Source organism: Pseudomonas sp. 5.2 (assembly GCF_059025405.1).
The window spans coordinates 176,903-189,061 of record NZ_JBYBHH010000003.1; the positions used below are offsets into that span (position 1 = coordinate 176,903).

11 protein-coding genes and 1 pseudogene are annotated in these 12,159 nt (G+C 63.1%); 7 read left to right on the top strand and 5 right to left on the bottom strand.

The window, feature by feature from the left end; translation table 11 throughout:
- Positions 1-5 precede the first annotated feature (5 nt).
- From dut to argB, 3 genes and pseudogenes are all read left to right on the top strand, one after another.
- Positions 6-461: a dUTP diphosphatase gene (gene dut / locus AC5PZ0_RS06590; protein ID WP_027592160.1), complete on the top strand. Its 456-nt coding sequence runs from the start codon at positions 6-8 to the stop codon at positions 459-461.
- A 135-nt stretch (positions 462-596) separates the two neighbouring features.
- Positions 597-1,970 (top strand): annotated as a pseudogene (locus AC5PZ0_RS06595) (phosphomannomutase/phosphoglucomutase); the annotation flags it as partial.
- A gap of 30 nt (positions 1,971-2,000) precedes the next feature.
- Positions 2,001-2,906: an acetylglutamate kinase gene (gene argB / locus AC5PZ0_RS06600; protein ID WP_027592158.1), complete on the top strand. Its 906-nt coding sequence runs from the start codon at positions 2,001-2,003 to the stop codon at positions 2,904-2,906.
- Positions 2,907-3,086: 180 nt separating this feature from the next.
- Here the strand turns inward: argB and pyrE are convergent, their stop codons facing one another.
- Positions 3,087-3,728, bottom strand: a complete 642-nt coding sequence (gene pyrE, locus AC5PZ0_RS06605) for an orotate phosphoribosyltransferase (RefSeq protein WP_008091580.1) — start codon at positions 3,726-3,728, stop codon at positions 3,087-3,089.
- Positions 3,729-3,808: 80 nt separating this feature from the next.
- On the opposite strand from pyrE, the gene crc reads away from it, so the two are divergent.
- Positions 3,809-4,588, top strand: a complete 780-nt coding sequence (crc, locus tag AC5PZ0_RS06610) for a catabolite repression control protein Crc (protein ID WP_003253401.1) — start codon at positions 3,809-3,811, stop codon at positions 4,586-4,588.
- Positions 4,589-4,649: 61 nt separating this feature from the next.
- Here the strand turns inward: crc and rph are convergent, their stop codons facing one another.
- Positions 4,650-5,372 carry a ribonuclease PH gene (gene rph, locus AC5PZ0_RS06615; protein ID WP_027592157.1) on the bottom strand — a complete coding sequence of 241 codons (723 nt, stop codon included), beginning with the start codon at positions 5,370-5,372 and terminating at the stop codon, positions 4,650-4,652.
- Between the two features lie 225 nt (positions 5,373-5,597).
- On the opposite strand from rph, the gene AC5PZ0_RS06620 reads away from it, so the two are divergent.
- Together AC5PZ0_RS06620 and gmk are read left to right on the top strand one after the other, a co-directional pair.
- Entirely contained in the window at positions 5,598-6,461 is an 864-nt protein-coding gene (locus tag AC5PZ0_RS06620; protein ID WP_085272162.1) for a YicC/YloC family endoribonuclease, read from the top strand.
- A gap of 13 nt (positions 6,462-6,474) precedes the next feature.
- Positions 6,475-7,095 carry a guanylate kinase gene (gene gmk / locus AC5PZ0_RS06625; protein ID WP_027592155.1) on the top strand — a complete coding sequence of 207 codons (621 nt, stop codon included), beginning with the start codon at positions 6,475-6,477 and terminating at the stop codon, positions 7,093-7,095.
- 114 nt (positions 7,096-7,209) lie between these two features.
- Here gmk and AC5PZ0_RS06630 read toward each other — a convergent pair whose 3' ends face one another.
- The 3 genes from AC5PZ0_RS06630 to AC5PZ0_RS06640 all read right to left on the bottom strand — a co-directional run bounded on the left by AC5PZ0_RS06630 (position 7,210) and on the right by AC5PZ0_RS06640 (position 10,986).
- Positions 7,210-8,751 carry an APC family permease gene (locus AC5PZ0_RS06630; RefSeq protein WP_027592154.1) on the bottom strand — a complete coding sequence of 514 codons (1,542 nt, stop codon included), beginning with the start codon at positions 8,749-8,751 and terminating at the stop codon, positions 7,210-7,212.
- Between the two features lie 113 nt (positions 8,752-8,864).
- Positions 8,865-9,638, bottom strand: coding sequence for a gamma-glutamyl-gamma-aminobutyrate hydrolase family protein (locus AC5PZ0_RS06635; protein ID WP_099430802.1), 774 nt, complete (start codon positions 9,636-9,638; stop codon positions 8,865-8,867).
- A 4-nt stretch (positions 9,639-9,642) separates the two neighbouring features.
- Positions 9,643-10,986 (bottom strand): glutamine synthetase family protein, encoded by a 1,344-nt coding sequence (locus AC5PZ0_RS06640; RefSeq protein ID WP_371097094.1) that lies wholly within the window; start codon positions 10,984-10,986, stop codon positions 9,643-9,645.
- 244 nt (positions 10,987-11,230) lie between these two features.
- Here AC5PZ0_RS06640 and AC5PZ0_RS06645 point away from each other — a divergent pair, with 244 nt between their 5' ends.
- On the top strand, positions 11,231-12,103 hold the full coding sequence (locus AC5PZ0_RS06645) for a LysR family transcriptional regulator (protein ID WP_027592151.1): 873 nt from the start codon (positions 11,231-11,233) through the stop codon (positions 12,101-12,103).
- The last annotated feature ends 56 nt before the right edge of the window (positions 12,104-12,159 follow it).

A 12,159-nucleotide genomic window follows, 5' to 3' on the forward strand; every position in this document is an offset into this window, starting at 1 on the left:
GTTACATGCACGCTCTTCAAGCCAAGATCCTCGACCCACGCCTGGGCACCGAATTCCCCCTGCCGCAGTACGCCACCCCAGGCTCTGCCGGCCTGGACCTGCGCGCCCTGCTCAAGGAGGACACAGTCCTCGAGCCCGGCCAGACCCTGCTGATCCCCACCGGCCTGTCGATCTACATCGGCGACCCGGGCCTGGCAGCCATGATCCTGCCGCGCTCGGGCCTGGGCCATAAGCACGGCATCGTGCTGGGCAACCTGGTCGGCCTGATCGACTCGGACTACCAGGGCGAGCTGATGGTGTCGTGCTGGAACCGCGGCAACACCCCGTTCACCATCGCCATTGGCGAGCGTATCGCCCAGTTGGTGCTGGTGCCGGTGGTGCAGGCGCACTTCGACATCGTCGAAGCCTTCGACGAAAGCCAGCGTGGCACTGGCGGCTTCGGCCACTCCGGCAGCCACTGAGCCGACAGCTGACCGTTCAGGCCAAGGATGGCGAACTCTCTGGCGAAACCACCGTCCAAGCGTTCAGTTTGCGCCTGCCCAGACAGCCTTTGACTAATGGAGCTTCCAGAGATGAACGAAATGGCCCACCTGGTCCCCGCACTGCCGGACAGCATTTTCCGCGCTTATGACATTCGCGGCGTGGTCGGCAAGACCCTCCATGCCGAAACCGCCTACTGGATCGGCCGCGCCATCGGCGCGCAGACCCTTGCCCAGGGCGAGCCCAAGATTTCCGTTGGCCGCGATGGCCGCTTGTCCGGCCCAATGCTGGTGGAACAGCTGATCAAAGGCCTGGCCGACGCTGGCTGCCAGGTCAGCGACGTCGGCCTGGTGCCGACCCCGGCGCTGTACTACGCCGCCAACGTGCTGGCCGGCACATCGGGCGTGATGCTCACCGGCAGCCACAACCCGTCGGACTACAACGGCTTCAAGATTGTCATCGCAGGCGACACCCTGGCCAACGAACAGATCCAGGCCCTGCAGACCCGCCTGAAAACCAACGACCTGAGCCGTGGCGAAGGCAGCGTGGAAAAGGTCGAAATCCTCGAGCGCTATTACCAGCAAATCGTCGGCGACGTGAAGCTGGCGAAAAAGCTCAAGGTGGTGGTGGACTGCGGCAACGGCGCTGCCGGCGTCATCGCCCCGCAGCTGATCGAAGCCCTGGGCTGCGACGTTATCCCGCTGTTCTGCGAGGTGGACGGTCACTTCCCTAACCACCACCCAGACCCAGGCAAGCCGGAAAACCTTGCGGACCTGATCGCCAAGGTCAAGGAAACCGGGGCCGACATCGGCCTGGCGTTCGACGGTGACGGCGACCGCGTAGGCGTGGTGACCAACACCGGCACCATCGTCTACCCCGACCGCCTGCTGATGCTGTTTGCCCAGGACGTGCTGTCGCGCAACCCGGGCGCCGAGATCATCTTCGACGTCAAATGCACCCGTCGCCTGACCCCGCTGATCGAACAGCATGGCGGCCGCGCGCTGATGTGGAAGACCGGCCACTCGCTGATCAAGAAGAAGATGAAACAGACCGGTTCGTTGCTGGCCGGCGAGATGAGCGGGCACATCTTCATCAAGGAACGCTGGTACGGTTTCGATGACGGCATCTACAGTGCCGCACGCCTGCTGGAGATCCTCAGCAAGGCCGGGCAAGACGCCGAAAGCCTGTTCGCGGCGTTCCCGAACGATATTTCCACGCCAGAAATCAATATTGATGTGACCGACGAGGGTAAATTCAGCATCATTGATGCACTGCAACGCGACGCCGACTGGGGCGCGGCCAACCTGACCACCATCGACGGTGTGCGGGTCGACTACGCCCACGGCTGGGGCCTGGTACGCGCCTCCAACACCACCCCGGTGCTGGTGCTGCGCTTCGAGGCCGACAACGACGCCGAATTGCAACGTATCAAGGATGTTTTCCGCGCCCAGTTGCTGCGGGTTGCCCCTGAGCTGCAACTGCCGTTCTGACCGACTATCTGTTCCTTACAGGAGCCCTGCATGACCCTCGATCGCGATGCCGCTTCCCATGTAGCCGAAGTTTTGTCCGAAGCACTGCCTTACATCCGCCGCTTTGTCGGCAAGACACTGGTGATCAAGTACGGCGGCAACGCGATGGAGAGCGAGGAGCTCAAAACCGGCTTCGCCCGTGACATCGTGCTGATGAAGGCTGTGGGCATCAACCCGGTGGTGGTCCACGGTGGTGGCCCACAGATCGGTGACCTGCTCAAGCGCCTGTCGATCGAAAGCCACTTCATCGACGGCATGCGCGTGACCGACTCGGCCACCATGGACGTGGTCGAGATGGTGTTGGGCGGCCAGGTCAACAAGGACATCGTCAACCTGATCAACCGCCACGGCGGCAGCGCCATCGGCCTGACCGGCAAGGACGCGGAGCTGATCCGCGCCAAGAAGCTGACCGTCAGCCGCCAGACGCCAGAGATGACCACCCCGGAAATCATCGACATCGGCCACGTCGGCGAAGTCGTGAGCGTGAACACCGACCTGCTGAACATGCTGGTCAAGGGTGACTTCATCCCGGTGATCGCGCCGATCGGCGTGGGCGCCAACGGAGAGTCGTACAACATCAACGCCGACCTGGTGGCGGGCAAGGTTGCCGAGGCACTGAAAGCCGAGAAGCTGATGCTGCTGACCAACATCGCCGGCCTGATGGACAAGCAGGGCCAGGTGCTGACCGGCCTGACCACTGAGCAAGTCAACGAACTGATCGCCGACGGCACCATCTACGGCGGCATGCTGCCGAAGATCAAATGCGCACTGGATGCGGTGCAGGGTGGCGTGAACAGCTCGCACATCATCGACGGCCGCGTGCCGAACGCGGTACTGCTGGAGATCTTCACCGACAGCGGCGTGGGTACCCTGATCACCAACCGCAAGCCGCGCTGAGTGATTGCTTAGTCTGTCCCGGCCTCTTCGCGGGTGAACCCGCTCCCACAGGTACATCGCCAGACTTGAAGTTGGCGCAGATCCTGTGGGAGCGGGTTTACCCGCGAAGAGGCCAGGACAGGCGACACAAAAAAAGGCGACCTTCATCCAAAGGTCGCCTTTTTTATTACCGAGCCGGAATCAGATCCCGTACTGCGCCCGATACGCTTCAACAGCAGGCAGATGCTGCTTGAGCTGCGGATCATCGGCCAGGAACTCCAGCACCTGGGTCAGCGAAACGATGCTGACCACCGGAATACCAAAGTCACGCTCCACTTCCTGGATCGCCGACAGCTCGCCATTGCCGCGCTCTTCGCGGTTAAGCGCGATCAGCACGCCAGCGGCCTTGGCCTGCTGGGCATTGATGATCTGCATGACTTCACGGATGGCAGTACCGGCCGTGATCACGTCGTCGATGATCAATACGTCACCCGCCAAAGGCGCGCCAACCAGGCTGCCGCCTTCGCCGTGATCCTTGGCTTCTTTACGGTTGAAGCACCATGGCACGTCGAGCTGATGCTGATCGGCCAGGGCCACGGCGGTGGTCGCCGCCAGGGGGATACCCTTGTAGGCTGGGCCAAACAGCACGTCGAACGGGATCTTGCTGTCGACGATGGCCGCCGCGTAGCAACGGCCCAACTGCGCCAGTGCAGAACCTGTGTTGAACAGGCCGGCATTGAAGAAGTACGGGCTGGTACGCCCCGATTTCAGGGTGAATTCGCCGAAGCGCAGAACGCCGCGGTCGATGGCAAAACGAATGAAGTCGCGCTGATACGGCTGCATGGAAAGTCCCGGACACCACGGATTTAGCTAAATGAGTTGAGCTCGGGTATCATACACGCACGAGATTTTTGGGGCCATTTATGCGGATCATCAGTGTGAACGTAAATGGCATTCAGGCTGCGGCCGAGCGTGGTTTGCTCAGCTGGCTGCAAGCCCAGAATGCCGACGTCATCTGCCTTCAGGATACCCGCGCCTCGGCCTTTGAACTCGACGACCCAGCTTTCCAGCTCGATGGCTATTTCCTTTATGCCTGCGACGCGGAGGTGCCCGCCCAAGGTGGCGTAGCCCTTTACTCGCGCATGCAGCCCAAGGCAGTCATCACCGGCCTGGGCTTCGAGACAGCCGACCGTTACGGGCGTTACCTGCAAGCAGATTTCGACAAAGTCAGTATTGCCAGCCTGCTGCTGCCTTCGGGCATGAACGGCGACGAAGACTTGAACCAGAAATTCAAGTTGATGGACGACTTCGCCAAGTACCTGGACAAACAGCGGCGCAAGCGTCGCGAGTACATCTATTGCGGCTCGTTCTACGTGGCGCAGCAGAAGCTCGACATCAAAAACTGGCGCGACAGCCAGCAATCGCCTGGCTTCCTTGCACCGGAGCGTGCCTGGATGGACGCGATCACGGGCGAGATGGGCTACGTGGATGCCCTGCGTGAAGTCAGCCGTGAAGGCGACCAGTACAGCTGGTGGCCGGACAACGAACAGGCCGAGATGCTCAACCTGGGCTACCGGTTCGACTACCAGATCCTCACACCAGGCCTGCGCCGCTTCGTGCGTAACGCCCGCCTGCCGCGTCAGCCGCGCTTCTCGCAGCATGCGCCGCTGATTGTGGACTATGACTGGACGTTGACCATCTGAGTTGTATTCAGATACGAAAAAGCCGACATCAATGTCGGCTTTTTCGTATCTACAGAAACAGTCAGTCGGCCAGGGCGGCCTGCTGCAGTTCGAAGATCTCGTTCATGCCCTTCTGCGCCACGGCGAGCATGGCGTTCAGGTCTTCAGGCTGGAACGGCGCGCCCTCGGCGGTGCCTTGTACCTCGATGAAACCACCGGCGCTGGTCATGACCACGTTCAGGTCGGTCTCGGCGGCGGAGTCTTCCAGGTAGTCCAGGTCGAGCACGGCCTCGCCTTGGTACATGCCCACGGAAACCGCGGCGATCATGTGCTTGAGCGGGTTGCCAGCCTTGAGGCCGCCACGCTTCTTGATCACGGCCAGGGCATCGCACAGGGCGACCATGGCACCGGTGATCGACGCGGTGCGAGTGCCACCGTCGGCCTGAATCACATCGCAGTCGATGTACAGGGTGATGTCACCGAGCTTGCTCATGTCCAGCGCGGCGCGCAGCGAGCGGCCGATCAGGCGCTGGATTTCCAGGGTGCGGCCGCCCTGCTTGCCGCGGCTGGCTTCGCGCTGGTTACGCTCGCCGGTGGAGCGCGGCAGCATGCCGTATTCGGCTGTCAGCCAGCCTTGGCCCTGGCCTTTGAGGAAGCGGGGCACACCATTCTCCACGCTGACCGTGCAGATGACCTTGGTGTCACCGAACTCGACCAGTACCGACCCTTCGGCGTGCTTGGTGTAGTTGCGGGTGATGCGGATCGAGCGGAGCTGATCGGCGGCGCGACCACTTGGACGTTTCATCTGGGATACCTGTACTGGGACTTGAATCTGCCGAGCATTATAGAGCTCGCAGCTGCGGGAGGACACGCCTATTGTCGCGCCCCTGACAGCCTGTCGCCTTTTCCCACTGCGCATTTCGGCCTCTGTAACATGGCTGGATTGGGCGCCGAGGCCCCACTGCGCTACAATCCTGCGCCTTGCAGCCGAGAGGCTTCCCTGTTCATTCATCTACGCGAGGTACTCCCCATGGTGCACAGCATGACCGCTTTTGCTCGTGTCGAGCGCGCCGGCAGCCAAGGCACCCTGGTCTGGGAGCTGCGCTCGGTCAACCACCGCTACCTCGAGCCGCACCTGCGCCTGCCCGAGGCCCTGCGCGACCTCGAAGGCGCGGTACGCGAAGGCCTGCGCCAGGGGCTGTCGCGCGGCAAGGTGGAATGCACCTTGCGTCTCAATGAAGACAGCACCGGCAAGCCACTGAAAGTGGACCGTGAGCGCGCCGCACAGCTGGTCGCCGCCGCCGAAGAGGTGGCTGGCCTGATCAAGCAGCCGGCCCCGCTGAACCCCCTGGAAGTGCTGTCGTGGCCGGGCGTGCTGGTCGCCGACGCCAGCGACCCGCAGGCGCTGAACGCCGAGGCCGTGGCGCTGTTCGACGACGCGCTGGCCGAGCTCAAGGCTGGGCGCCTGCGTGAAGGCCAAGAGCTGGCCCGGCTGATCAACGAACGCCTGGACAACATGACCACCGAGGTCACCACCCTGCGCGCCCTGGTGCCGCAGATGCTGGCGGCCCAGCGGCAGAAAATTCTCGACCGCTTCGGCGACATGCAGGCTGAGCTCGACCCACAACGCCTGGAGCAGGAGATGGTGCTGCTGGCGCAAAAGAGCGACGTCGCCGAAGAGCTCGACCGCCTCGCCACCCACGTCACCGAAGTGCGCCGCGTGCTCAAGTCGGGCGGCGCGGCCGGCCGGCGCCTGGACTTCCTGATGCAGGAACTCAACCGCGAAGCCAATACCCTCGGCTCCAAGGCATTCGACCCGCGTAGCACGCAAGCGGCGGTCAACCTGAAGGTATTGATCGAACAGATGCGTGAACAAGTACAGAACATCGAGTAAGGCCACCCCGACCATGAATCACAGCAGCGGCACCCTCTACATCGTTTCGGCCCCTTCGGGTGCCGGCAAGACCAGCCTGGTAACGGCCCTGACCCAGGACGACAAGCAAATCCGCGTCTCGGTCTCGCACACCACCCGCGCCATGCGCCCGGGTGAGCAGCACGGGGTGAACTACCACTTCGTCGTGCACGAAGAATTCAAGGCACTGATCGAGCAAGGCGACTTCCTCGAGCATGCCGAAGTGTTCGGCAACTTCTACGGCACCTCGCGTAGCGCGCTGCAGCAGACCCTCGACCAGGGCTTCGACCTGATCCTGGAAATCGACTGGCAAGGTGCCCAGCAGGTGCGCAAGCTGATGCCCGAGGCACTCTCGGTGTTCATCCTGCCACCCAGCCAGGAAGCGCTGCGTCAGCGCCTGGATGGGCGTGGGCAGGACAGTGAGGAGATCATCGCCGGGCGCATGAAAGAAGCGGTCAGCGAGATGGTGCACTACGACGAGTACGATTACCTGATCATCAATGATGACTTCGGCGTCGCGCTGGAGGAGTTGAAGGCGGTGTTCCGCTCGAATCGCCTGCAGTTGAAGAAGCAACAGCAGCGCCACGGTGGGCTGCTGAAAGAACTGCTCTCCTGAGAGACCGAGCGGGGCTGCTTTGCAGCCCATTCGCAGCACAAGGCTGCTCCTACAAAGGCAAGGATGTAGGAGCAGCCTTGTGCTGCGAATGGGGCGCAAAGCGCCCCCTCTGCATTACTCCGCCAGCGGCAGGGTCGCCTGCTGACGCAGGGTCGCCCCCAGGAAGTACGCCGGCGCCCGCATCCGCGACAGCAGCATCAGCCCGATGCCAAGCACCGAAATGATCGCGGCAATCACGAACACCAGCCCCAGCCCACCCACATGCGAGCCGCTGCCGAAGTCTGGCGAGGCGCTGTCGATCGCGGTACGCGCGAAGATCACCGACAAGATGACCCCACCGACCAGCGGGCACAGGCCGCGCATGACGAAGTGGCGCACGCTGTCGAACAGGCTGTCGCGGAAGTACCAGACGCAGGCAAACGCAGTCAGCGAATAGTAGAAGCAGATCATCATGCCCAGCGCGGTGATGGTGTCGGCCAGCACGTTCTCGCTCAGGGTACGCATGGTCACGTAGAACAGGCCGGCGGCCAGGCCGGCGCAGATGGTGGCATAGCGCGGGGTTTGCGAACGCGGGCAAACGCTGGCGAACTTAGGCGGTACCGCACCGTAGTAACCCATGGCCAACAGGGTGCGCGCCGGTGCCACGAAGGTCGACTGCAGCGACGCTGCGGTGCTGGCCAGCACGGCGATGGACATCAGGATCGCCAGCGGCCCCATGACCGGGCCGGCCAGGTGGGCAAAGACGTTCTCCTGGATGCGCGGGTTGTTCAGGCCCAGGCCCGTTTCGCTGATACCGGCAAACTGCAGGGTGGCGATGGCGGTGAACAGGTACAGGCCGAGGATCAACATCACGGTCCAGGTGGCGGCCTTGCCCGGCACCTCTTCGCTGCCCACCGACTCTTCGCTGACAGTCAGGCAGGTGTCCCAGCCCCAGAAGATGAAGATCGACAGTGAAAGCCCCGCGGCAAAGGCCGAGAACGACTCGACACCGAACGGGTTGAACCAGGCGAAATCGAATTCCAGCGGTGGCGGCGCAGTGGTGCCACCGAAGGCGGCGAAGGCAAAGCCGATCAACACCAGCAACTGCAGGGCCACCAGGCCGTACTGCACCGTCATGGTGGTGGCTATGCCGCGACAGCAGATCCACACCGCCAGGGCGATGAACACGCAACAGGTACTGATGTTGATCAGCAGGTTGTCCGCCAAGGCCGCCAGGCCATGGTTGCCGGTGATCTGCCCCAGGAACAGGTAGAAGAAGTCGACCGCCACGCCTGCCAGGTTCGACAGCACGATGGTGGTGGCGACCACCAACCCCCAGCCCCCGATCCAGCCGATCATCGGGCCAAAGGCGCGCGCCGACCAGGTGAACGACGTGCCGCTGTCCGGCTCTGCCGAGTTCAACTCGCGATAGCCAAGGGCGACCAGCAGCATCGGCAGGAAGCCGACGATGAATACCGCAGGCAGGTGGGCACCGACCTCTCGCACGGTTGGGCCAAGCGCGCCGGTCAGGGTATAGACCGGGGCGATGGTGGAAATGCCCAGCACCACGCTGGCCAACAAGCCCAGGCGGCCTTTGGCCAAGCCCTTGCTGCGCTGGGTGTTGCCCGCGTCGGCCGCCACATCGGGTGGGCGGCCGGCTTCTGTGTAATCGCTCATGAGTATGTGCCGTAAATTTTGGAATTGTTTTCGCGGGCCTTGTGTACAAGGCCCGCTTTCACTCATTGAAAGCTTGCAACAGGGGGTGCGTCATCCGAGACCTTCGGGTGACGTCAGAATGCCTTCTGGCGCGTACCCTCCCGTGCAGCATGGGCAATACAGGCCTCGCGAAACGCCTGGAAAAGGCGCCGGGAGACCGGGTTTTCGGCAAAACGCCATTCGGGGTGCCACTGCACGCCAAGCACGAAGCCCGGCGCATCTGGCATCGACACCGCTTCGATCAGGCCATCCGGGGCCCGCGCCTCGACGCGCAGCCCAGGGGCCAGGCGGTCGATGCCCTGGCTGTGCAACGAGTTGACCTCGAATTGCGCAGCCAGGCCCAGGCGCTCGAACAACCCGCCAGGCGCGATGCCAACGGGGTGACGAGGGCCGTATTGCACCTCCAGGGGTGCGTCCTCAGGTTCGCGGTGGTCAAGGTAGCCAGGCAGCTCCTGCACACGCTGGTGCAAGGTGCCGCCAAGGGCCACATTCAATTCCTGGAACCCACGGCAAATGCAAAACACCGGCACACCGGCGGCAATCGCCGCCTGCAGCAGCGGCAGGGTCAGGCGATCGCGCGCGCGATCATGCCGGGTACCCTCCGTGCTGGGGGCGCCATTGTAATGATGCGGTTCGATATTTGAAGGCGAGCCGGTAAAAAGAATGCCGTCGAGTTGGGCCAGCAGCGCGGGGGTATCACTGCCCCCGTCGCGCGCCGGCAAAATCAGCGGCAGCCCGGCAAAGCCGGCCGCCTCGACATACTTGTCGCCCACCGTGTGCGACGAGTTCTTCCCCACCTGCTGGCGGCAGGCGCTGATACCGATCAAGGGGACCGCATTTGCGCTCATGGGCTTACACCGTGTGCAGGTACCAGTTGTACTCGAGGTCGGAGATCGACACTTCAAACTCGGCCAGCTCGCTTTCCTTGCAGGCGACGAAGATATCGATGTAATCCGGGCTGATGTATTGATTGAGCACTTCGCTGTCATCCAGCGCGCGCAGGGCATCGCGCAGGTTGTTCGGCAGGCTCTGTTCCAGTTGTTCGTACGAGTTGCCTTCAATCGGCTCACCCGGCTCGACCTTGCTGGTCAGGCCGTGGTGAATACCGGCGAGAATGGCCGCGAGCATCAGGTAAGGGTTGGCGTCAGCGCCGGCCACACGGTGCTCGATACGCACGTTCTCGCTGCTGTCGGTCGGCACGCGAACCGCCACGGTGCGGTTGTCCAGGCCCCAGCTCGGCGCGTTGGGCACATAGAACTGCGCGCCGAAACGGCGGTACGAGTTGATGTTCGGGCAGAGGAAGGCCATCGACGCCGGCATGGTCTCCAGCACGCCACCGATGGCGTGGCGCAGCGCGTCGCTTTCCAGCGGGTCACTGCTGGCAAAGATGTTCTTGCCGGTTTTCTTGTCCAGCAGCGAAATGTGCACGTGCAGTCCGTTGCCCGCCTGGCCCGGGTAGGGCTTGGCCATGAAGGTGGTGTCCATCTCATGGTCGTAGGCCACGTTCTTGATCAGGCGCTTGAGCAGGATCGCGTAGTCGCAGGCCTTCAGCGGGTCGGCAACGTGGTGCAGGTTGACCTCGAACTGCGCCGGGGCGCTTTCCTTGACGATGGCATCGGCCGGCAGGCCTTGCTCCTTGGCCGCTTCGAGCATGTCTTGCAGGCAGTCGGCGTATTCGTCGAGGTCGTCGATCAGGTACACCTGGGTCGACTGCGGCCGCTTGCCCGAAATAGGCGAGCGCGGCGGTTGCGGACGGCCGTTGAGGTTGTCCTGGTCGATCAGGTAGAACTCAAGTTCGAACGCGGCGCAGATATCCAGGCCCAGGTCGTCGAACTTGCTTACCACCTGGCGCAGCACTTCGCGCGGGTCGGCGAAGAAAGGCTGGCCTTCGATCTCGTGCATGGTCATCAGCAGTTGAGCGGTCGGGCGTTTCTGCCACGGCTCGTTGCACAGCGTGCCGGGGATCGGGTAGCAGATGCGGTCGGCATCGCCAATGTCCAGGCCCAGGCCGGTGCTTTCAACGGTCGAACCGTTGATGTCGAGGGCAAACAGTGACGCCGGCAGGTTGATGCCTTTTTCGTACACCTTGTGCAGGCTGGCCCGCTCGATGCGCTTGCCGCGTACCACGCCATTCATGTCGGAGATCAGCAGATCGACATACTGCGTATCCGGATGGGCCTGGAGGAAGTCTTTCATCTCGCTGGAAGAACTGGCGCACGGGGTGACCGACGTCATGGTGTACATCCTTTGATTTGCTGCGGCGATGTGGGGATACGGCTGGCGCCTCACGGGCGACGATGGTTGCAGCTGTTGTTTTTTTCACTTTCCCATCGTGGGGATTGGTTGCCCGACCGGGCGCATTGATTCCCAGGGGCGGTTCCACTATAAAATGGCCTCAACGCAACAGACATTGGCATTTCGGCAAGCAGAGCGTGCATCAATGCAATATCAGATTACCCACGCCGACCTCTCCCTGGTCCTGGCCCTGGAACGTGGCCGCTCGTTGGCCAAGGCTGCCGAACTGCTCAAGGTGGACGTCTCGACGGTGTTCCGCTCGATCCGTCGCCTCGAGTCGGCACTGGGCACCGCGCTGTTCGTCAAAAGCCGTAAAGGCTACCTGCCCACCGACACCGCCCAGGCCCTGGCCGAGCAAGCCGAGCGCGCCGAACAGGCCCTGGAAGCCGCGCGCATCGCCATGACCAGCGGCGAACAGGTGGTCAGTGGCACGGTGCGGCTGACCTGCACCGAGGCGGTAATGCACAGCCTGCTGCTGCCGGCATTGGCCGACTTCATGCCCAATTACCCGGCGTTGTCGCTGGAAATGGGCACCTCCAACACCTTCGCCAACCTCAGCCGGCGCGATGCCGACATCGCCCTGCGCCTGACCAATACGCCGCCCGAACACCTGGTAGGCCGCTGCCTGGGTTCGACCTCCTACGTGATCTGCGGCCAGCCGCAGTGGCGCGAGCGGCTGACCGAGTCGGCCAGCAGCGTGCCGTGGATTGCCCCGGACGACTCGATGCAGGACCACCCGACCGTGGTCTGGCGCAACCAGCAATACCCTGGGTTGAGCCCGCGCTACCAGTGCAGCGGCATGTCGACCATTGCGCAACTGGTCAGCACCGGGCTGGGCGTGGCGGCGCTGCCCGACTACATGGTGCATGCCTTGCCTGGCGTCGATGCGCTGAGTGGCCCGCTGCCCGGTTGCGACACCCAACTGTGGCTGCTGACCCGGCCCGATTGCCGGGCGTTGCGCTCGGTGCAGACATTGTTCGAGGAATTGACCCCGCGGTTGCGCGACGCGATGTTGTGAGATACAAGAGGAGGGTGTCTGTTGCGGCCCTTTCGCGGCTAAACCCGCCCCCACAG

What these genes read in the sequence shown, in the direction of transcription:
- dut (WP_027592160.1), top strand. Translation starts at nt 6, where the DNA reads ATGCACGCTCTTCAAGCCAAGATCCTCGACCCACGCCTGGGCACCGAA.
- argB (WP_027592158.1), top strand. Translation starts at nt 2,001, where the DNA reads ATGACCCTCGATCGCGATGCCGCTTCCCATGTAGCCGAAGTTTTGTCC.
- pyrE (WP_008091580.1), bottom strand. Translation starts at nt 3,728, where the DNA reads ATGCAGCCGTATCAGCGCGACTTCATTCGTTTTGCCATCGACCGCGGC.
- crc (WP_003253401.1), top strand. Translation starts at nt 3,809, where the DNA reads ATGCGGATCATCAGTGTGAACGTAAATGGCATTCAGGCTGCGGCCGAG.
- rph (WP_027592157.1), bottom strand. Translation starts at nt 5,372, where the DNA reads ATGAAACGTCCAAGTGGTCGCGCCGCCGATCAGCTCCGCTCGATCCGC.
- AC5PZ0_RS06620 (WP_085272162.1), top strand. Translation starts at nt 5,598, where the DNA reads ATGGTGCACAGCATGACCGCTTTTGCTCGTGTCGAGCGCGCCGGCAGC.
- gmk (WP_027592155.1), top strand. Translation starts at nt 6,475, where the DNA reads ATGAATCACAGCAGCGGCACCCTCTACATCGTTTCGGCCCCTTCGGGT.
- AC5PZ0_RS06630 (WP_027592154.1), bottom strand. Translation starts at nt 8,751, where the DNA reads ATGAGCGATTACACAGAAGCCGGCCGCCCACCCGATGTGGCGGCCGAC.
- AC5PZ0_RS06635 (WP_099430802.1), bottom strand. Translation starts at nt 9,638, where the DNA reads ATGAGCGCAAATGCGGTCCCCTTGATCGGTATCAGCGCCTGCCGCCAG.
- AC5PZ0_RS06640 (WP_371097094.1), bottom strand. Translation starts at nt 10,986, where the DNA reads ATGAAAGACTTCCTCCAGGCCCATCCGGATACGCAGTATGTCGATCTG.
- AC5PZ0_RS06645 (WP_027592151.1), top strand. Translation starts at nt 11,231, where the DNA reads ATGCAATATCAGATTACCCACGCCGACCTCTCCCTGGTCCTGGCCCTG.